This window comes from Pseudomonas sp. PHC1 (genome assembly GCF_046487845.1).
GTDB lineage: Bacteria > Pseudomonadota > Gammaproteobacteria > Pseudomonadales > Pseudomonadaceae > Aquipseudomonas > Aquipseudomonas sputi.
The window spans coordinates 90,956-110,655 of the sequence record NZ_JBJXHJ010000021.1 but is presented as its reverse complement, the minus strand read 5'-3'; the positions used below and the strand labels follow the sequence as shown (position 1 = coordinate 110,655).

At 61.9% G+C, this 19,700-nt stretch carries 22 protein-coding genes; 7 read left to right on the top strand and 15 right to left on the bottom strand.

Features of this window, described 5'->3' with window-relative positions; all coding sequences use genetic code 11:
* The first annotated feature begins 244 nt into the window (after nt 1-244).
* The 3 genes from ACKJSM_RS22815 (at nt 245) to ACKJSM_RS22805 (ending at nt 2,051) form a co-directional block, all read left to right on the top strand.
* A complete protein-coding gene (locus tag ACKJSM_RS22815) occupies nt 245-715 on the top strand; it encodes a hypothetical protein (RefSeq protein ID WP_236177748.1) in 471 nt (156 codons plus the stop codon).
* Nucleotides 712-909, top strand: coding sequence for a hypothetical protein (locus ACKJSM_RS22810; protein WP_410238945.1), 198 nt, complete (start codon nt 712-714; stop codon nt 907-909). The genes ACKJSM_RS22815 and ACKJSM_RS22810 overlap by 4 nt, the downstream gene beginning before the upstream one ends.
* 128 nt (nt 910-1,037) lie before the next feature.
* On the top strand, nt 1,038-2,051 hold the full coding sequence (locus ACKJSM_RS22805; RefSeq protein ID WP_410238943.1) for an ABC transporter substrate-binding protein: 1,014 nt from the start codon (nt 1,038-1,040) through the stop codon (nt 2,049-2,051).
* Between the two features lie 37 nt (nt 2,052-2,088).
* On the opposite strand, the gene ACKJSM_RS22800 is transcribed toward ACKJSM_RS22805, so the two are convergent.
* The gene (locus tag ACKJSM_RS22800) at nt 2,089-4,221 is read right to left on the bottom strand and encodes a TonB-dependent receptor (RefSeq protein ID WP_410238942.1); all 2,133 of its coding nucleotides are present in this window, start codon (nt 4,219-4,221) and stop codon (nt 2,089-2,091) included.
* Nucleotides 4,222-4,314: 93 nt separating this feature from the next.
* On the bottom strand, nt 4,315-4,701 hold the full coding sequence (locus tag ACKJSM_RS22795; protein WP_410238940.1) for a DUF2946 domain-containing protein: 387 nt from the start codon (nt 4,699-4,701) through the stop codon (nt 4,315-4,317).
* A gap of 94 nt (nt 4,702-4,795) precedes the next feature.
* Between ACKJSM_RS22795 and ACKJSM_RS22790 the strand changes: the two genes are divergently transcribed.
* Complete coding sequence (locus tag ACKJSM_RS22790; protein WP_236177753.1) at nt 4,796-5,236, top strand: DUF3995 domain-containing protein; 441 nt, start codon at nt 4,796-4,798, stop codon at nt 5,234-5,236.
* Here ACKJSM_RS22790 and ACKJSM_RS22785 read toward each other — a convergent pair.
* The 7 genes from ACKJSM_RS22785 to ACKJSM_RS22755 all read right to left on the bottom strand — a co-directional run bounded on the left by ACKJSM_RS22785 (nt 5,233) and on the right by ACKJSM_RS22755 (nt 12,317).
* The gene (locus ACKJSM_RS22785) at nt 5,233-5,595 is read right to left on the bottom strand and encodes a Na+/H+ antiporter subunit G (protein ID WP_236177754.1); all 363 of its coding nucleotides are present in this window, start codon (nt 5,593-5,595) and stop codon (nt 5,233-5,235) included. The two genes, ACKJSM_RS22790 and ACKJSM_RS22785, sit on opposite strands and share 4 nt — an antisense overlap.
* Nucleotides 5,592-5,870 (bottom strand): K+/H+ antiporter subunit F, encoded by a 279-nt coding sequence (locus ACKJSM_RS22780; RefSeq protein WP_011334688.1) that lies wholly within the window; start codon nt 5,868-5,870, stop codon nt 5,592-5,594. Before ACKJSM_RS22780 ends, ACKJSM_RS22785 begins: the two co-directional genes overlap by 4 nt.
* Complete coding sequence (locus ACKJSM_RS22775; protein WP_236177755.1) at nt 5,867-6,355, bottom strand: Na+/H+ antiporter subunit E; 489 nt, start codon at nt 6,353-6,355, stop codon at nt 5,867-5,869. The genes ACKJSM_RS22780 and ACKJSM_RS22775 overlap by 4 nt, the downstream gene beginning before the upstream one ends.
* Nucleotides 6,352-8,031, bottom strand: a complete 1,680-nt coding sequence (locus tag ACKJSM_RS22770; protein WP_339487874.1) for a monovalent cation/H+ antiporter subunit D — start codon at nt 8,029-8,031, stop codon at nt 6,352-6,354. The genes ACKJSM_RS22775 and ACKJSM_RS22770 overlap by 4 nt, the downstream gene beginning before the upstream one ends.
* Nucleotides 8,028-8,372, bottom strand: coding sequence for a Na+/H+ antiporter subunit C (locus ACKJSM_RS22765; RefSeq protein ID WP_003192163.1), 345 nt, complete (start codon nt 8,370-8,372; stop codon nt 8,028-8,030). The genes ACKJSM_RS22770 and ACKJSM_RS22765 overlap by 4 nt, the downstream gene beginning before the upstream one ends.
* Nucleotides 8,372-11,272, bottom strand: a complete 2,901-nt coding sequence (locus ACKJSM_RS22760) for a monovalent cation/H+ antiporter subunit A (RefSeq protein WP_410238938.1) — start codon at nt 11,270-11,272, stop codon at nt 8,372-8,374. Before ACKJSM_RS22760 ends, ACKJSM_RS22765 begins: the two co-directional genes overlap by 1 nt.
* A gap of 106 nt (nt 11,273-11,378) precedes the next feature.
* A complete protein-coding gene (locus ACKJSM_RS22755) occupies nt 11,379-12,317 on the bottom strand; it encodes a DMT family transporter (RefSeq protein WP_410238936.1) in 939 nt (312 codons plus the stop codon).
* Nucleotides 12,318-12,402: 85 nt separating this feature from the next.
* Between ACKJSM_RS22755 and ACKJSM_RS22750 the strand changes: the two genes are divergently transcribed.
* Both ACKJSM_RS22750 and ACKJSM_RS22745 read left to right on the top strand, forming a co-directional pair.
* Nucleotides 12,403-12,966 (top strand): helix-turn-helix domain-containing protein, encoded by a 564-nt coding sequence (locus tag ACKJSM_RS22750; RefSeq protein WP_236177759.1) that lies wholly within the window; start codon nt 12,403-12,405, stop codon nt 12,964-12,966.
* A 204-nt stretch (nt 12,967-13,170) separates the two neighbouring features.
* Nucleotides 13,171-14,586: an FAD/NAD(P)-binding protein gene (locus tag ACKJSM_RS22745; protein ID WP_410238935.1), complete on the top strand. Its 1,416-nt coding sequence runs from the start codon at nt 13,171-13,173 to the stop codon at nt 14,584-14,586.
* Between the two features lie 64 nt (nt 14,587-14,650).
* On the opposite strand, the gene ACKJSM_RS22740 is transcribed toward ACKJSM_RS22745, so the two are convergent.
* The 5 genes from ACKJSM_RS22740 to ppnN form a co-directional block, all read right to left on the bottom strand.
* Nucleotides 14,651-14,902 (bottom strand): hypothetical protein, encoded by a 252-nt coding sequence (locus ACKJSM_RS22740; RefSeq protein WP_410238933.1) that lies wholly within the window; start codon nt 14,900-14,902, stop codon nt 14,651-14,653.
* A 108-nt stretch (nt 14,903-15,010) separates the two neighbouring features.
* Nucleotides 15,011-15,745 carry a substrate-binding periplasmic protein gene (locus ACKJSM_RS22735; protein WP_236177762.1) on the bottom strand — a complete coding sequence of 245 codons (735 nt, stop codon included), beginning with the start codon at nt 15,743-15,745 and terminating at the stop codon, nt 15,011-15,013.
* A gap of 162 nt (nt 15,746-15,907) precedes the next feature.
* Nucleotides 15,908-16,240: a hypothetical protein gene (locus ACKJSM_RS22730; RefSeq protein ID WP_410238931.1), complete on the bottom strand. Its 333-nt coding sequence runs from the start codon at nt 16,238-16,240 to the stop codon at nt 15,908-15,910.
* A gap of 152 nt (nt 16,241-16,392) precedes the next feature.
* On the bottom strand, nt 16,393-17,130 hold the full coding sequence (locus tag ACKJSM_RS22725) for a response regulator (RefSeq protein ID WP_039766999.1): 738 nt from the start codon (nt 17,128-17,130) through the stop codon (nt 16,393-16,395).
* Nucleotides 17,131-17,191: 61 nt separating this feature from the next.
* Entirely contained in the window at nt 17,192-18,565 is a 1,374-nt protein-coding gene (gene ppnN / locus ACKJSM_RS22720; protein ID WP_410238929.1) for a nucleotide 5'-monophosphate nucleosidase PpnN, read from the bottom strand.
* 210 nt (nt 18,566-18,775) lie between these two features.
* On the opposite strand from ppnN, the gene ACKJSM_RS22715 reads away from it, so the two are divergent.
* Nucleotides 18,776-19,297 carry a DUF3087 domain-containing protein gene (locus tag ACKJSM_RS22715; protein ID WP_410238928.1) on the top strand — a complete coding sequence of 174 codons (522 nt, stop codon included), beginning with the start codon at nt 18,776-18,778 and terminating at the stop codon, nt 19,295-19,297.
* On the opposite strand, the gene ACKJSM_RS22710 is transcribed toward ACKJSM_RS22715, so the two are convergent.
* On the bottom strand, nt 19,294-19,680 hold the full coding sequence (locus tag ACKJSM_RS22710) for a DUF2784 domain-containing protein (RefSeq protein WP_236177767.1): 387 nt from the start codon (nt 19,678-19,680) through the stop codon (nt 19,294-19,296). The two genes, ACKJSM_RS22715 and ACKJSM_RS22710, sit on opposite strands and share 4 nt — an antisense overlap.
* Between the last annotated feature and the right edge of the window lie 20 nt (nt 19,681-19,700).

Here is a 19,700-nt window from a genome sequence, read left to right as displayed (position 1 = left end):
CCCTAAAGTTCGTAGTCAGTTTTCTCTGGCCGACCTTGATGCGTTTTCCTTCAACATTTGGAGAACGTCTTTGCAGGTTTCGCGAGTGGCATTCCAGTAGTCTTGTGCAACTCGCGTTGAATGAGCACTTCGCTCGCTCAGGCGTATATTCGAGTTAATGAGCAATACCTTCGGCCGGGCCGATATTTTCTGCCGTGCGCGCTTTTCGCGTACGGCACTCTTTTTCAAGTGTGGGGATGTTTCTTTGGCAGTCAGTAACCTCGATATGCATGCTTTGTTCGTGCTGGGTGATTTGCGGGCAAAGCTGGTCAAGCAGTTTCAATCGCGTTTTGTTTACATCACCGAGCAAAACGCCGAAGGCATTTACGTTGCCGAGATCGACACCGAAAGCGCATTGGTGGTCGATGACAAACCTGGCCTCAAGCTCAAGGTCGGCGATCATTTCAGTGCGTCGGTGCTGCCGAGCCGTGAAGGCGGCAAGATGGACATCCGCTTTCGTGAAATCAAAATGACTGTGTACGGTCTGGGCGACTATGCGTTCGTCACCACGGCCGACGGCCATGCCATTGTGTTCAAGGAGGGCCACAGCGCGGTCACCGTGTTTGCCGCCCATGAACAACTGCAGGAAGGCCTGACCAAGACCTTGAAGGCCGTTACCGCCAAAGCCGCCAAGTGGCGCAAGGGCGAACTGGTGACGTTCAAGGCCAGCGAGTGAGCCGCGCCGATTTCCATTTGCAGAACCTCGACAGTGCCCGCGACGAAGCGCATCGGTTGTTCGCTGCAAAGGCCCAATTGAAAGGTGCCTGGCTGGGTTGGGTCGCCTCGCGGATCTACGCCTTGCAGCCTGCCGAGTACGCCAGCATGGTCAGGCGCGAGCTGCAGAGCTTGCGGGAAATGTCTGAAAAGTAGCCTCGTGCGTGTCATGCCCCTGAAAAAGCAGGAACCTCGTCTACAGTCAGTTGACTGAGTATTCAGAGGCTTGCGGTCTTCTGCCAGGCCATCCTGCTATTGCTGTGAACAGCACGAGGTGCAAAAGCATGAACGGATTTCGACGGTTGCTGGCCGCTGGGTTGACCACATTCGGTTTGATGACGGCGGTGCCTGCGGTGAGCGCGGCACAGGCGCCAATCCACTTTGCCGACCTGAACTGGGAAAGTGGCAGCCTGATCACCGATGTCCTGCGCATTATTGTCGAGAAGGGCTACGGCCTGCCGACCGATACCTTGCCGGGCACCACCATTACCCTGGAGACCGCATTGGCCAACAATGACATTCAGGTCATTGGCGAAGAGTGGGCCGGGCGTAGTCCGGTATGGGTCAAGGCCGAGGCCGAGGGCAAGGTCGCCAGCCTGGGCGACACGGTCAAAGGCGCCACCGAAGGCTGGTGGGTGCCGGAATACGTGATCAAGGGCGACCCGGCCAAGGGCATCAAGCCCTTGGCGCCGGATCTGCGCAGTGTCAGCGATCTGAAGAAATACAAGGATGTGTTCAAGGACCCGGAAACCCCGAGCAAGGGTCGGTTCCTCAACAGTCCTATCGGCTGGACGTCGGAGGTGGTGAACAAGCAGAAGCTCACGGCTTATGGCTTGCAGAATGACTTCACCAATTTCCGCAGCGGCTCCGGTGCGGCACTCGATGCCGAGATCAGCTCATCGATCCGTCGGGGCAAACCGGTGTTGTTCTATTACTGGTCGCCGACGCCGTTGCTCGGCAAGTTCAAGCTGATTCAACTGCAAGAGCCGCCGTTCGACGCCGAAGCCTGGAAGACCCTGACCGACGCCGATAATCCCAATCCGAAACCGACCCGTTCGCTGGCCTCGAAGCTGTCGATCGGCGTGTCTACACCGTTCCAGAAACAGTACCCGCAGATTGCCGAGTTCTTCAGCAAGGTCGATTTTCCGATTGATGACCTGAACAAGGCATTGGCCGAGATGAGCGAGAAACACACGGCGCCCCGGGATGCGGCGGTGGCGTTCATGAAGGCGCATCCGGATGTGTGGCAGGCGTGGCTGCCGAAGGATGTGGCGCAGAAGGTTCAGGCAGGTCTGTAGCGGTTTGGCGAGGGCACTTGGCCCTCGCCAAGTTGAATCAGAATCGCGTTTGCACAGCCAGCTCGAAAGTACGCGGTGTGCCGAGGTAATACGCCGGCGACACATGGGCGAACTCGGCATACACCTCATTCGTCAGGTTGCGCACCCGCCCGGTCACGGTGGTGTGCGAATCCACCTTGTAGCTCAGGAAGCTGCCAAACAGCGTGTACGACGGCACGGTCATGGTGTTGGCCGTGTCGGCGAATACCGATGCCACGTACCGGGCATCGACCCCACCTTGCCATTGCGGCGAGAAATCATAGGTCAGCCACAGATTGCCGACCCGGTCCGGCACGTTGGTCGGTGTGTTTCCCTTGCGCGAAACCACTACGCCGGCGGCGTTCTTCTCGTTGAACTCATCGTATTGCGCATCGACCCAGGCGAAGTTGCCTTCGGCCAGCAACTTGTCCGAGATCCGCAGCGAGCTGGCAATTTCGATGCCTTTGGAAGTCTGCTGACCAACCGCAATGCTGCTGGTCGGGTCCTGTGGATCCGTCACAGCGAAGTCCTTGCGCTCGATGGTGTAGGCGGCCACGGTCGCCGAGCCGCGTCCGTTCAGGTAGTCGAACTTGCTGCCGATTTCCCATTGTTTGCCGGTCGAGACATCGAAGTCCTGGGTGCCATTGGGTTGCTCGGCGGCGGTGCTGTATTGCACATACACATTGGCTGACGGAATGAACTGATACGTCAGGCCGATACGTCCGGTGACCGGCTCCCAACTGCGCCTCAAGTGACGCGGGTTGCTCGCCGTCACCGTGCGATGGTTGGTCACGTTTAGATCGATGTCGTCATAGCGCAGACCGGTGAGCAGCGAAAGCTTGTCGGTCAGCGCCAGGCGGTTTTCGGCGAACAGCGCTTTGGTCGTGACTTCGTTGGTCTTGTCGCTGACGAAACCCGGCATCGTCCCGGGAATATCATAGAAATGCCCCGGTCGGTAGCTGTTCGGGTTCACCCTGCTCGCGCCTTTGACGTTCAGCGGCGAGTTGGTGGTCTGGTTGACCTTGTACTCGAAGCCGCCGGACCAGGTGGTGTCGAGGCCGAACAGGGTGTTGTCGTGACGCAGTTCGAACTGGTTGCCGTTCTGCTCACCCTGGTGTCGCACTTGATACGCGGTGGAGCGGTTCACGGCGCTGTTGTCGGCGTTGTATTGATAGGTTTCCAGGTTGCGGTAGTCACGCTGGCTGTCGAGGTGATAGAGGGTGTTGCGCAGGGTGGTGCTGTCGTTGATCCGGTAGTCGATGATCGAGCGCGCCCAGATCGTCCGCTGCTCGTAGCGGCCGTCTTCGACGTTGTAGTTGTTGAAGCGATTGTGCTTGTCGATCCTCAATTCGCCGGCCTTGGGGTTAAGCACCGGCGTGCCCCAGTACGGGCTGTCCTCGTGTTCGTCCTGATATTCCAGGGCCAGGGTGTGCGACAGGTTCGGCGTCAGGTCGCTGAGCAGCGAGAACGCCATGCTCCAGGCATCGCGCTCCTGGCGGTCGATGTAGCCGTTGCCAGTGTTGTGGCTGACGTCGAGTCGCGCGTAATGCTGCACGTCGGCGCCGGGCTTGGTCAGCGCGTGGTTGAGGCCGAACGCGGTTTCGGTGGTGTCGTAGGTACCGTAGCTGACTCGACCTTCGATGGCTTGCTCGTCGCGGGTGGCCAGTTTGGTCACGTAGTTCAGCGAGCCACCGACCGAGCCGGCGCCGTTGATCAATGACGACGGGCCGCCAACCAGTTCCACGCGGTCATAAATCCATGAATCCACTGGCCGCGCCAGTCCCCCGGAAACGTTGACCCCGTTGAACATCTGGGTGATCTGGCTGCTGGTGAAACCGCGATAGGAGACGAACCCGCCAAAGCCCGGCGGCGCACTGGCGTTGACGCCCGGCAAGGTGTTGGCCGCGTCCTGAAAGTTTTGCGAGCCGTGACGTGCGATGTCATTGCGGTTGGCGATCGCCACCGAGGCCGGGGTGTCGCGCACGCTGAGGCCGAGGCGCGAAGCCAAGCCGCTGGACTGGTCGAGGCTCAGGCCGGGTTCGGCGCCGGACTCGCCGTCAATGGTAATAGGCGCCAGATCCACGGTGGATTGCGCCCAGACGTTGACGGACAGGCAGCCGCACAGGCTCGCCAGCAAGGTAAGTTGTTTCATCGTTTGAATCCTGAATGCTTGTCTAGGCGTCAGCGCACAGCCAAACGCCGCGCGTTGGCGCAGTGGGCTGACAGATCAAAAAGGCAAGGGCACTCAGGCGAGCGGCGGGGCGCGAGGATTGGCCGAAGGCCAGATGCAGCGGGCAGGAAGGTCAGCACTGACGACGGCTGGCAGCGGTGGACTGTGTTGTTCCGGCAGAATCGCCAGGGTCAGGCTGGAGTTGAACGCCGGGCCCATGCCGCCGGTGGAGCAGAGCGGACAGCCGAACGCCTTGGCCAGGGTCGGCAGTTTTTCTTCAGCGGGATTCGAGGCGAGCGGTGCCCGGGTGCTCGGGTCGACGGCGCAGAACTGGCCACCGATACCGTTGAGCTGCATGCCGACCATTTGTCCGTGACCGATGCTGCAGGCGAACACATTGAACAGGACGCAGCAATAGAGCATCCAGGCCAGCAGTGAGCGATCAGTACGGGTGAAATTCATGGGGCGGCACTTTACCGCACCGCCGACCGGTCGTGCACATGGAAAAATGCCGACTAGGATGTTTTGTTCAAATCCCTTTCAAGGATTCTCGACCATGACCTTTGTGTTGGCTCAATGGCTGGTGACGATATTTGCGCTGATCAGCCTGATGCATGTGTATTGGGCAATGGGTGGGCAGTGGGCGGCGGTGGCGGTGGTGCCGCAGGTTCCGGTGGACAACGGCGGGCTGACGCTCAGGCCGGCGTTCAAACCTTCAGGCTGGATCACGCTGGTGGTGGCGGCAGCCCTGCTACTGATTGCCGCACTGGTGTGCATGCGGGTGGGGTGGTGGCTGCCTGCTGTGCATCACTGGGCACTGCAATGGGTGATCAGCGCGATTGCGCTGCTGATGTTTGCCAGGGCGATTGGCGATTCGGAATTGGTGGGTTTTTTCAAGGAAGTGAAAGGGTCAAGGTTTGCCCGGCTCGACACTTGGGTTTACTCGCCGTTGTGTCTGATATTGGGAGCCGGGTTGTTGGCGGTCGCCTGGATCTAGCTGCCGGTTTCAGTGCGCCGGCTGCTGACCTCGGCCGGCACGTCATCCCCGGCCATGCGTTTACGGAACAATGCCGCCCGCGCCAGCAGCAGGGTGGTCACCGGCACGGTGATCGACAGCAGAATCGGGATCAGCCACGCGTGCAGCACCGGCCCGGACTTGAGCGCGGAAAAACAGAGGATCGAGGCCAGCGCCACGCACCAGGCACCGAGAGTCGAGGCCAGCGCCGGCGGGTGCATGCGCTGGAAGTAATCCTTCATCCGCAGCAGGCCGGTCGCGCCGATCAGGGCGAAAACACCGCTGAGCACCAGCAGGATCGCCACCGGGATTTCCACCCAGAGAGACAGTTCAGCGTTCATTCGATCACCTCGCCACGCAGGAGGAATTTCGCCAGGGCAAACGAGCCGACGAAGCCGAACAGCGCGATCAGCAGCGCCGCTTCGAAGTAGGTGTCACTGGCATAACGAATCCCCAGGGTCAGCATCATCAGCATGGCGACGATGTACAGGTAATCCAGCGCCAGTACCCGGTCCTGCGCCGACGGGCCTTTGAACAGGCGTACCAGCGTGAGGACCATGGCCAGGGAAAACAGGAACAGCGTCAGCAGAATCGCGTTCGACAACAGCGGGCTCATTCGAAAATCTCCATCAACGGCCGCTCGTAAGTGACCTTGAAGTGCTGGATGAATTGCGCCTCGTCATCCAGATCCCAGACGTGCAGCAACAGAACGCTGCGATCCAGCGCCAGCTCCGACCACACCGTGCCGGGCACGACCGTACAGATCATCGACAACGCCGCCAGACCGTTGGCATCGCGCAGGTCCAGCGGTACCTTGATGAATCGCGAACGAGGCGGGCGGCGACCGGCGTTGAGTACGCCCCAGGCCACGGCCAGGTTGGAAACCACCACGTCGCGTCCGACCAGCAGAAACAGTCGCAGGACAGTGCCCGGGCGACGGATGTGAATCCGCTGCGGGCGCAGTTTGCGCATCATCAGCGGGGCGCAGAAACCGAGTGCGGCACCCAGCAGCAGGTTGCCCGGGCTGACCGACAGATTCAGCACCAGCCACAGCAACCACAGCGCAAGCGACAACCACGGCGCCGGAAACAGACGTTTCATGGTTGCACCTCCAGCAGCGCAGCCTTGGCTTCCGGGCTCGGCACGGCGCGAGTGCCGAGCACCGCCATCACGTATTGCTGCGGATTGTTCAGGGCATCAGCCGCTGCCTGGGTGTAACGCAGCAGCGGTTCAGCCTTGAAGGTCAGCGCGATGCTCAGGCCGAGCAGCAGGAAAATCGGTGTGCATTCCAGTTTGCGCAGCAGGGGCGACGGGCGCTCCTCTGGCGACCAGAAACGCTGGATTCCCAGGCGCGAGAACGCCATCAGCGAGCCGAGTCCCGTAAGAATCAGCAGAGCCAGCAACGCCCAGGCGGCATTCGAGATCGGTTCGCCGGCACCGAGACCCAAAGGATTGAGCAGGGCGCCGATCAGGCTCAGCTTGCCGATGAATCCGGACAGCGGCGGCATGCCGATAATCAGCAGCGCGCAGGCAATGAAGCTCAGCCCGAGGAACGCCATGGTCCACGGGATCACTTGACCGACCACGGCCTTCTGATCGTCGTCGAGGTTGATGCCCTTGGTCGGCCGTTGCCATTCTTGTGGCCTCGGCAGCAGTTCGTTTTCGTCTTCCAGTGGCACTTCGATGGCGGTGCGTGAGCGCTCGATCAACTCGGCCAGCAGGAACAATGCGCTCAGCGCCAGGGTCGAGCTGACCAGATAGAACAGCGCTGCACCGATCAGGTTCGGCTGGGCGAAACCCACGGCCGACAGCAGGATCCCCGCCGACACCAGAATGCTCAGGCTGGCCATGCGTTCCAGGCGTTGCGCGGCAATGATCGCCACGCCCGCGCCGGCCATGGTGGCCATGCCGCCGTAGATCAGCCAGTCACCGCCGAAATAGGCCGAAGCGCCAGCCTGGCCCGAGAACAGCAGCGTCCACAGACGCAGCAGGGTGTAAACGCCGACCTTGGTCATGATCGCGAACATCGCCGCCACCGGCGCGCTGGCCGACGAGTAGGCCGGCACCAGCCAGAAGTTCAGCGGCCACATGCCGGCCTTGGCCAGGAACGCCACGGCCAGAATCCCCGCGCCGGCGTGCAGCAGGCCACGGTCGGCTTCGGGCACCAGCGGGATCTTCAGGGCCAGATCCGCCATGTTCAGCGTGCCGGTCACACCGTAGATCAACGCCGCGCCGATCAGGAACAGCGATGACGCCAGCAGGTTGATCGAAATGTAATGCAGCCCCGACGACACCCGCGCCCGGCCCGAACCATGCAGCAGCAGGCCATAGGACGCGGCCAGCAATACCTCGAAGAACACGAACAGGTTGAACAGGTCTGCCGTCAGGAAGGCGCCGTACAAACCCATCAACTGAATCTGGAACAAGGCGTGGAAACTCGAGCCGGCGCCGTCCCAGCGGGCCATGGCGAACAGCAGGGCGCTGACGCCGATAATCCCGGTCAGGACCAGCATCAACGCCGAGAGTCGATCGACCACCAGTACGATGCCGAACGGCACCTGCCAGTTGCCCGGCAGGTACACGCCGATCGAGCCGGGCACGCCGGTGGTCTGGGTCCATTGCAGCAGCATCACTGAGATGCCCAGGCCAAGCAGGCTGGAGAACAGGTTGATTTTCGCCTTCAGCGGACGGTGCTTCTCGCCGAGCATCAGCATGATGGCGGCGGTCAGCAGCGGCAGCAGGATCGGTGCGGCGATCAGGTGAGTCATCGCCGTCATTCCTTGGGCTCCCTTCCATCAACGTGGTCGGTGCCGGTCAGGCCCCGTGAGGCCAGCAGCACCACCAGGAACAGTGCGGTCATGGCGAAGCTGATGACGATGGCCGTCAGCACCAGCGCCTGGGGCAGCGGGTCGGTGTAGTTGAGCAGGTCCTGCGGCACGCCGTCCTTGATGATCGGCTCCTTGCCAATGAACAGGCTGCCCATGCTGAAGATGAACAGATTGACGCCGTAGGACAGCAGGCACAGGCCCATTACCACTTGAAACGTCCGTGGCCGCAGGATCAGCCAGACCCCGGATGCGGCGAGCACGCCGATGGCGATTGCGATGACTTCTTCCATCAGACGGCTCCTTTGGCAGCAGCGGTTTTGTGGCCCCGGACCGATTGGTGGGCGAGGGCGGTGAGGATCAGCAAGGTCGAGCCGACCACCACGGCGTAGACGCCGATATCGAAGAACAGCGCGCTGGCGATATGGATGTCACCCAACAGCGGCAAGCTGAAATGCCAGGTGTGGGTGGTCAGGAATGGATAACCCACCGCCATCGCGCCGAGGCCGGTGACGGTGGCGAACAGCAGACCGGTGCCCATCCAGCGCAGCGGTCGCAGGCTCATTTGCGCCTCGACCCACTGAGTGCCGGCGACCATGTATTGCAGGATGAACGCCACCGACATCACCAGGCCGGCGACGAAACCGCCGCCCGGCTGGTTGTGCCCGCGCATGAACAGGTAAAACGACACCACCAGCGCAATCGGCAGCAGCAGGCGCACCAGCACCGCCGGCACCATCATGAAACCGAGCGCGGTGTCGCTGGCCGAACGCGGGTTGACCAGATCGGTGACCACGTCGGGGGCGAGCAGGCGTTGCTGGGCCGGCAATTGCAGGCTTTCTTTGGGTGGGCGGAAACGCCGCAGCAGGGCGAACACGGTCAGCGCCACGGCGACGAGCACCGTGATTTCGCCAAGGGTGTCGAAACCACGGAAGTCCACCAGCATCACGTTGACCACATTGCTGCCGCCGCCTTCAGGCAGGGCGCGACTCAGGTAGAACGAGGAAATGTCATTCGGCGTCTGCCGGGTCAGCATCGCGTAGGACAGCAGCGCCATGCCGCCACCGACGGCAATCGACAGCAGCAAGTCGCGCAGACGCCGAACCCGCGCCTTGCGCAAGCTGCTTGGCAGCGGCGAAACCTCTTCGATCCGCCGTGGCAGCCAGCGCAGGCCGAGCAGGATCAACACCGTGGTCACCACTTCGACCACCAGTTGCGTCAGGGCCAGATCCGGTGCCGAGAACCAGACGAAGGTCACGCACGTCATCAGGCCGCAGACGCTGACCATGGTCAGGGCGGCGAGTCGGTGATACTTGGCCTGCCACGCAGCGCCGAGGGCGCAGGCGATTGCCAGCAACCACAGGGTCACGAACACGATCGAGCCAGGGATCTTCGGCCGGTCACCCCAGCTAAGGCTGCTGTGCAGCATCGGGATCAGCCCGGCCAGCACCGCCGCCAGCACCACCAAGAACAATTGCGCTTGCAGGCGCCTGGTGCCGATTCGTCGCTCCAGGCGCCGGGCCAGACGCATCATCACCACCAGACAGCGTTCGAACATGCGCTTGCCGTTGAGGCGGCCCGCCAGCGGCGGATACTTGAAGCGGCCGCGCTTGAGCTGGTTGCGCAGCAGCAGATACAGCACGATGCCGCCGGACATGGCGATCAGACTCATGATCATCGGCGCATTGAGGCCGTGCCAGATCGCCAGGCTGTATTGCGGCAGCACGCCCCCGACCACCGGCAACGCGGCAGCGGCGAGCAACGGGCCGACGACCTGGGCCGGGAAAATCCCCACCAGCAGGCAGGTGAACACCAGCAGTTCCACCGGCGCACGCATCCAGCGCGGCGGTTCGTGCGGGGTATGCGGCAGGTCGGTGGCGGTCGGGCCGAAGAACACGTCAACGGTGAATCTAAGCGAGTAGGCCACACTGAACATCCCGGCAATGGTCGCGACGATCGGCAGGCTGGTTTCAACCCAGGCGGTGGCGTTGATGAACACGGTTTCGGCAAAGAACATTTCTTTCGACAGGAAACCGTTGAGCAGCGGTACGCCGGCCATGGACGCACTGGCCACCATCGCCAGAGTGGCGGTGAACGGAATCAGTTTGAACAGACCGTTGAGCTTGCGGATGTCGCGGGTGCCACTTTCGTGGTCGATGATTCCGGCGGCCATGAACAGCGACGCCTTGAAGGTCGCGTGGTTGAGAATGTGGAACACCGCCGCCACGGCGGCCAGCGGACTGTTCAGGCCCAGCAGCAGTGTGATCAGGCCGAGGTGGCTGATGGTCGAGTAGGCCAGCAGCCCCTTGAGATCGTTCTGGAACATCGCGCAGTACGCGCCGAGCAACAGCGTGGCAGCGCCGGCGCCGCTGACGATGTAGAACCATTCTTCGCTGCCGGACAGCGACGGCCACAGGCGGGCCAGCAGAAAAACGCCGGCCTTGACCATGGTTGCCGAGTGCAGGTACGCCGAAACCGGTGTGGGTGCCGCCATGGCGTGGGGCAGCCAGAAGTGGAAGGGGAACTGGGCGCTTTTGCTGAGGGCGCCGATAAGAATGAGGGGAAGCAGGATGGGGTAGAGGGCATGTGCGCGAATCAGATCGCCGGCGGCCAGGACCTTGTCCAGGTCATAGCTGCCGACCACATGGCCGAGGATCATGACCCCCGCCAGCAGGCACAATCCCCCCGCGCCAGTAACCATCAACGCCATGTAAGCACCACGGCGCGCATCGTGGCGGTGGTGCCAGTAGCCGATCAACAGGAACGAGAAGAGGCTGGTCAGCTCCCAGAAGAACACGATCTGGATCAGGTTGCCGGAGATCACCAGCCCGAGCATGGCGCCCATGAACGCCAGAAAGAATGCGAAGAAACGCGGCACCGGATCGTCCGGCGACATGTAATAACGGGCATATAAGGAAACGAGAGTGCCGATGCCCAGCACCAGCATCGAGAACAGCCAGGCGAAGCCGTCCATGCGCAAAACGAAGTTCAGGCCCAGGCTGGGCAGCCACGTGAATTCTTCGCGGATCACGCCGCCGTGGGCGATCTGCGGATACAGCATCGCGACCGAGACAGTGCCGATCAGTGCGACCAGACCTGCCAGCAGGGATTCGGCGTTACGTGCGTTGTGCGGCAGCACGGCTGCCAGACAGCTGCCCAGAAAAGGCAGAAGCAGTAGAACTATCAGGGACATAGGCTTCTAATCTGCGGAAGTTTGTGAAGCATCATACGTGCCAGCTCCCGGATCACCAAACGCGAGGATGTCTCTGAATCCTACAAAATAGCCGTAAAAACCCCGTTCAGCTTTCGGTCTCGTGCTCCAATTCTTGCGTGACCGTTTGTGTGCCTTTGCCTTTGGTCTTCAGTTCGCTGACGATCACCGCCGCCACGATCAGTCCCGCACCCACCAAGGCAATCGCCGGCAGACGCTCTCCCGCAATGCGCCCGACGATTCCGGCCCACACTGGTTCACCGGCGTAGATCAAGGTCGCGCGGGTGGGCGAAACACTTTTCTGCGCCCAGTTCATCGCCACCTGAATTGCCGCACTCATGGCGCCCAGGCCCAGAGCCGTACTCAGCAGCAGCCAAGAGAATTCCGGAAGCGCTTCGCCGGTGGGCACCACCATCAAAAACGACAGCACCGACGTCGTCGCCAGCTGCACCACGGTTACGCGGCGCACGTCGACCTGCCCCGCATAGTTGCTGATCAGAATGATTTCGGCCGCTATCGCGATGGCGCTGATCAGCGTGGCGATTTCACCGGGGCTGAAATTCAGCGAAGCGCCGGACGGCCCGGAGAGCAGCATCAGCCCGGTAAACGCCAGCATGATGCCGATGCTCGGCATCAAACCCGGGCGCCGACCGAGCACCAGCCATTGCAGCAGCGGCACGAACGGTACGTATAGCGCGGTGATGAACGCGGACTGACTGCTGGGAATACTCTGCAAACCGACGGTCTGCAAGCCATAACCGAGCATGATCGCCACGCCGATAAAGGCGCCGGCCCTGAGTTCGAACAGGGTCAGTTCACGCAGATGTTTCCAGGAGAACAGCGCAACGATGCTCGCGGCGGCGGCAAAGCGCAGGCCGACGAAAAACATCGGGCCGCTGACGGTCATGGCGTGCTGCACCAGCAGGAAGGTGCCGCCCCAAAGCATGGTGATCAGCACCAGCACGCACTCGGCTTTGCTGAACCGGGAAAACCGCAGGGGAGATTGAGAAGGATTGGCTGACGTCATGACCTTGCGCACTTTTAAGGAGGAGACGCACAATGCGCCAAATGTTGCGCAGTATACTGCCCAACTCCAGCCAGTGAGCAATATAGTGCACAAAGATTCTGTACAGCGGGCTTCGGTCCTGCAACACGTCAGCCAGAATGTCCGGCGCCTGCGCCACGCCGCCGATATGAGCCAGACGGCCCTCGCGGAAAAGTCCGGCGTCAGTCGGCGGATGCTGGTGGCCATTGAGGCCGGCGAGAAGAATGTCAGCCTGACCACCCTCGACCGTGTTGCCGAAGCCCTCGAAGTGGCCTTCAGCGATCTGATCCAGGCCCCGGACAATCGCGATCCTGGCCGTATCAACGAACTTGCCTGGGCCGGCAGCATCCCCGGCAGCAAAGCCGTTTTGCTGTCCAAGGCCAACGCCACCCGCGCGGTGGAACAGTGGGAATGGTGCCTGCAACCGGGCGAGGTCTATCCTTCACAACCGGATGCCGAGGGCTGGAGCGAGCAGATTTTCGTGTTTGAAGGCTGCCTGACGCTGATGCTCGGCGATCAGCCCCAGTACATTTCAGCAGGCGAGTTTTTCATGTTCGCCAGCAACCAGCCGCACGGCTATCGCAATGATGGGGAAGTGGCGGCGCGGTTCGTGCGTAATGTGGTGATCTGACCGTCGCAGCGGAACCACTATTCGGCCGGCGTCTGTCGATCCTCAAAAATCTGATCAAGGTCCGGAACTGCGGCCAGCAAACCAGACCGAACATCAAACACGCGGCGAGTCGCATCGGCATGATAAAAAAATGGCGTCCGTCTAGACGCCTTCGCGGCGTCTGAATGACACTGGCCCGAGCACATCCTCAGTTGCGAGAACGGCATGACTCAAACCGATACGACCGCTATCCGCCACACCGACATCCTGATTGTCGGCGGCGGCCTCAGCGGCACGATGCTGGCGGTGCAATTGCTGCGTTTGCCGGGGCGCAGAAAGATCCTGGTGATCGAGCCTCGGGCCGAGTTGGGCCGGGGCGAAGCGTACAGCGCGGTGGAGTTGGGCCATACGCTCAACGGCAACGCGGCGCGGATGAGCGTTGATCCCGACAATGCCGATGATCTGACCCAATGGCTCACCGATCACATCGCTGGCGGTGGCTGGCCGGAGTCGGATGAGCAACATGTGCCGGTCAGCGAACTGTTTCCGCCACGGGGGTTGTTCGGCGTATATGTGCAGCAGCGCCTGACTGAAGCGCAGCAGGTGGGCGCGCAATACGGCTCGACGGTCGAGCATGTACGGGCCGAAGTGGTCGATTTGCAGGCCTGCGACGATTCCGTGCAGCTCACCTTGAGTGACGGCCAGCAACTTCAAGGCGCTTTCGCAGTGCTGGCGACCGGGATGTTCCCGGCAGCGCGCACCCCGCAAAAAGAATCCAGCGGTCTCAACGCGGCGGCGCTCGATCCGTGGGATGTCGCGGCCATGCGCCAGCTCGATCCACAATCCACGGTGCTGATCATCGGCTCCGGCCTGACCATGGTCGATGCCGTGGTGTCGCTGGAGCAGGCCGGGCATCGCGGGCCGATCGAGGTGTTTTCCCGGCACGGACTGCTGCCCCATGTGCGTCGTCAACCGCCCGCGTGGGTGGACTTCCTCGCCGAGGATCACAGCGTCCGCACGCCACGCCAGTTACTGCGCGAATTGCGCCGGCATTGCCGCGACGCCATCGCACAAGGCATCGACTGGCAGGCGCCGCTGGACACCGTGCGTGCGCACATCGGTCGGTTGTGGAGTCAGGCCAGCGATGTGCAGCGCCGGCAATTCGTCCGACATGTGCGGCCGTGGTGGGAAAGTCATCACCATCGTTCTCCGCCGCTGAGTGCGGAATTGGTCGAGCGCCTGCACCGGGAAGGACGATTGCGCATTCATGCGGCCTCTTACAAGGGGCTTGAACCGGCGGCGGGCGGCGGCGTGAGTATTCGCATTCGCCCTCGAGGCGAGGCGCAAGCCCGCGTGGTGCAGGGCGCGGCGTTGATCAACTCCAGCGGCATCGAATACGACTGGCGCCGGGTCGCGCGTCCGTTGCCGCAGCAGTTGTTGGCGCGTGGTCTGGTTCGACCGGGGCCATTGGCGCTGGGCATTGCGGCGGCTGCGGACGGCGCAGTGCTGGATGCGGAGGGCCGGGTCTCGCCCCGCCTGTTCGCCATGGGCCCGCCGTTGCGCGGCATGTGGTGGGAGAGCACGGCTGTCACCGACGTGGCGTTGCAGGCCAAGGCACTGGCAGCGCGATTGGTGCGCTGACGCCCAAATGCAAGAAACCCCGCTTCGGCGGGGTTTCTTGTTTCTGGCAGCTCAAACCGGTCACTCAGTAGCGCTGATATTTGGAACCGAATTCCGGGCGGTTTTCCGCGACGTACAGTTTGGTCTGTTCGGCATTCTGCTGCAGTTTGAGGCTGCCTTGGTGTTCGGCGTCGATGCTGACGGTGTCGACGTTCAGCGTGCCGGACTGGCCAATGGTCGCAGCGGCGACAACCGGCGTGCTGGCGTGTGGGGCTGCGATGGCGGAAGTGGCGCCGATCAGGGAAACGATGAAGCCGAGTGCAATGATGTCTTTCATGATGTTGCTCCAGAGAGTGGGGAGAAGATGGGGCCCACTGTAGTGCTGGAGGGTTTTGATGTGAAAACACCCTTGCGCATAGTTGTTATCGAAGGCGTTGATGCCCGATCAACGCGGCAGGGTATCGGCCAGCCAGCGCTGGCGCAGTTGCTCCAGACGGCCGTCGGCCCGCAATGTATCCAGTGCCTGCTGCCAGCGTGCGACCTGTTTCGGATCGGTCTGCGGCGAAAAGGCAATGTAGGTGTTCTGTTTCATCAACGGGATCTGGTACTGCAGGCGTCCGGGCTCCATGCCTTGTTCGCGGGCCAGGACGGCCTTGGACCAGGTATCGGTGACCACGAAATCGGTACGCCCCAGGCTGAGCAGTCGCATCATCTGCTCCGGGGTTTCCACGCCGTAAAGGTTGTTCAGGTCTTGCCCTTGCAGGTAGCTGTAGACCAGCCATTTGCGCGGCACAGTGATCCGTCCCAGGTGATCGGCTTCACGCAGGCTGTGTACGGGAGGCTGAAGATTGTCGCGAGCGTACAGCGCGGTTTCGACTTCGATCAGCGGCCCGACCCATTGATAGCGGTTATCGCGGTCGTCGGTACGCAGCACGGTGAATACGCCGGTGTCGGGGGTGTCGCTGGCCATGCGCAGGGCGCGCAGCAGTGGGACTTGCTGCAGGTGGATGCGGTCGCCGGTCTGGGTCGCCAGGGCCTGCACCACGTCCACACCGAATCCCGCGAGCTGATTGCCTTGCATGAAATGCAGGGGCGGGTGGTTGTCGGTGAGCAGGTGCAGATCCGCCGCAGTGGCCGTCAGGGCCAGCATTGACAGCAGACAGGCGGCAAATCGTTTCATGGATCGTCCCTGAACAAATCAATCGCGCAGCTTAGTACGAGCAGTGATGACTGTCGTGGGGAAACAGCGGGGCTTTTGTGTCAGAGAACAAGGCTTATCGGTAGTGTTCGCTGCGGGGGCAGAGCGCCCCCGGCAGGAATCGACAACGGCGGGTACAGACGATCAGTAGCGCTGGTACTTGGAACCGAACTCGGGACGGTTCTCGGCGACCAGGACGCTGCGGGCCGAACGTTCGCGCAGTTCCTGCAGGCGATCGGCACCACCCTCGGCGACGCGCTCACGCAGCTCCTGCAAACGGTCGGCGCCGCCTTCAGCCACGTGTTCACGCAGTTCCTGCAAGCGATCAGCGCCACCTTCAGCAACGCGATCCTTCTGCAGGTTTTCCGAACCGTATTCGGCAACCAGCGGTTGGGAGCTGGCGGATGCCAGGTCGGCCATGGCCAGGCCACCGAGCAGGCCGAGTGCGATTACCAGGGATTTCGAGGACTTGAACATGGTGCTTCTCCTTGCGTTTGATGATGAGTGAACCAGTGCTGTCTGGTGGGTTCATTCAAACGCGAGGGTGTATCGCTGATATGTGGTGATGCCGCCCGAAAACACGGGTTACGTATCTGCGCGGCGAATTTATACAGAGCGATACAAATCCATCAGGATTCGGCGAGCATCTCCACGGCGAAGGAGAACACATAACCTTCGTTGCGCACGGTCTTGATGTAGGTCGGCTCACGGGAGTCGTCCAGCAGACGCTGACGCAATCGGCTGACCAGCAAGTCGATGGAGCGGTCGAACAGATCGGCGTCGCGACCCTGGGTCAGGTTGAGCAACTGGTCGCGGCTCAGGACCCGTTGCGGATGATCGAGAAATACCCTGAGCAGGCGATACTCGGCGCCGCTGAGGGCGACCATGGTGTCGTCTTCATCGAGCAGGTGGCGGGCGGTGGTGTCCAGGCGCCAGCGGCCGAACGCGAGCAGGCGCCCGGTTTCGGTGATCAGCAGATTGGGCGGCAGCATTCGTGTACGGCGCAGCACGGCGTTGATCCGCGCCAGCAGTTCGCGGGCGGCGAAGGGTTTGGTCAGGTAGTCGTCGGCGCCCATTTCCAGGCCGAGGATGCGGTCGGTCTGGTCGTCGCGGGCGGTGAGCATCAGGATCGGGATCGCCTTGTGCTTGCCGGCACGTAACTCGCGACACAGCACCAGCCCGTCATCGCCGGGGAGCATGATGTCGAGCACGATCAGGTCGACGGTGTTGGCTTCCAGAAAACTGCGCATCTGCCGGCCATCGGCGACCACCGTGCTGCGCAGGCCGTTTTTTGTCAGGTAGTTGCCGACCAGCTCGCGGATCTCGCGGTCGTCGTCGACGATCAGGATGTGGTTGATGTGATCCATGGTTCGCTCTTTTTATAAAGAGTGCCCGAAGCGTTGCGCTTCGGGCACTGGTCTTTTCGGGTCAGGACACCACGCGATAGCACGGCACATACGCCGCGCCGCCCGGCAGTTTCATCCGGTGCTGGGCAACGAAGGCTTTGAGCAGCAGGTCGAGCGGCTGCATGATCGCGGCGTCGCCACGGATCTGATACGGCCCGTGTTCCTCGATCAGGCGAATACCCTTGTCCTTGACGTTGCCGGCGACGATTCCGGAGAACGCGCGGCGCAGATTGGCCGCCAGTTCATGGGGCGGCTGATCGCGGTGCAGCTTGAGGTTGGCCATGTTGTCGTGGGTCGGATCGAACGGGCGCTGAAAGCCTTCGTCGATTTTCAGCAGCCAGTTGAAGTGGAACGCATCGTTGCGCTCGCGGCGGAACTGCTTCACGGCCTTGAGGCCTGCGGTCATCTGCCGCGCCACTTCGGCCGGGTCGTCGATGATGATTTCGTAGTGCTTCTTCGCCGCTTCGCCGAGGGTGGCGGTGACGAAGGCGTCCAGTTGTTCCAGGTACGGCGCGGCATGTTTCGGTCCGGTCAGGATCACCGGGAACGGCAGGCCGGCGTTGTCCGGGTGCATCAGGATGCCCAGCAGGTAAAGGAACTCTTCGGCGGTGCCGGCGCCGCCCGGGAAGATGATGATGCCGTGGCCGACGCGGACGAAGGCTTCCAGGCGTTTTTCGATGTCCGGCAGGATCACCAGCTCGTTGACGATCGGGTTCGGCGCTTCGGCGGCGATGATGCCCGGCTCGGTCAGACCGAGGTAACGGCCGCCGTGAATGCGCTGCTTGGCGTGGGCGATGGTCGCGCCTTTCATCGGGCCCTTCATCACGCCGGGACCGCAGCCGGTGCAGATGTCGAGGCTGCGCAGGCCCAGTTCGTGGCCGACTTTCTTGGTGTATTTGTATTCTTCGGTGTTGATCGAGTGGCCGCCCCAGCACACGACGATCTTCGGCTCGACGCCCGGACGCAGGGTGCGCGCGTTGCGCAGCAGGTGGAACACGTAGTCGCTGATGCCCTGGGAGGTGCTGAGATCGATGCTCAGGGCATCGAGTTCGTTTTCGGTGTAGACAATGTCGCGCAGGGCGCTGAACAGCATTTCCCGGGTGCTGGCGATCATTTCGCCGTCGACGAAGGCGTCGGCCGGGGCGTTCAGCAGTTCCAGGCGCACACCGCGATCCTGCTGATGGATGCGGATTTCGAAGTCTTTGTAGGCTTCCAGAATGGTTTTTGCATTGTCGACGTGAGCGCCGGTGTTGAGGATGGCCAGGGCGCACTGGCGAAAGAGGGTGTAGGTGCTGCCGGTTCCGGCCTGGCTCAGTTGCTGAACTTCACGTTGGGAAAGGGTTTCGAGACTGCCTTTCGGGCTGACCGAGGCATTGATTACGTGTCGTTGGGTCATGCAGTGATCCTTAAAACGATGTCATTGCCGGCCTGGCCAATGGCATCCGAATAGTGTGTATCCATGAATGAAGATGGCACGATCTGCGTGGTATCGCCATGTCCCCGTTGGACGTTGAAAAGATGAAAAGGCGCTCCAGCATAGCTAAATCCGCCTCAGAGGCGATAATGCGCAGCCTCTTTTTAACTCAAGCCATGGAAGCCTGTCGCGATGTTCGAGATTCAACCGATCGATGCCATCACTTATCGCCAGCAGACCCGGCGCAGCACGCTGATCATTGCGGTGCTGTTTCTGGTGCTGGCGATGGTGTTTTCGACTGTGGCGGTGGCGCTGTTCGGCGAGCCGGGCGGGGATAATCTGCGGTTCAATGTTGGCGGGGTGTTTGGCGCATTTCTGCTGACGGCGGCGTTGCTGCGCGGGCGTTTCTGGAACCAGACCTGGATGGCCCCCGCGGTGTACGGCTGGCGGCTCAAGCGCAGCCTGATGAGCGTGACCAACGTGATGCATCAGGTGACGGCGGCGGTGGAAAAGGGGGATCCGCTGGCGATGAAGGTGCTGCGTTTCTATCACCTGGGCCTGATCCAGATGCATGAGCTGGATGGTAACTCCAGCGATCACGCGCAATTGCACCGGGAAGCCGAAGCGCACAAGGTGCGGATGGAGGCGCTCGGTCTGGACACCGAGCAGATGCGCCTCGATCCGGCCTGGCTGGAAACCTTGAAAGCGCGCTAAAACGGAATGCGTGCGGCGCGCCGCAGTTTCCAGCGGCGAATCAGGCGCCCGTAGACCAACAGGTTTATCATCAGCACCACTCCCCCCAGCACAAGCTGAATCTGTGGCGTCAGCCCGGCCGGGTAGATGATCGGCCAGACGTAATGTTCGATGAAGCCGCCCGCGTATTCGGTTTGCCCGGCGGCGTGGCGCATCAGGTTTTCCCAGTCGGTCAGCGGACAGGTCAGGTGCAACACCTCGACCGCCACGCCCCAGGCCGCCGCCGGCAAATGCAGCCAGATCAGCCGCGGCCATTTGAGCACCAGCAGGCCGCCGAACAGCACGAACACAATGAACAGCAAATGAAACAGCACCAGCCCGTCGGCGGCAATTCGATACAGCATGTCGTCTCCCTGACGCGTGT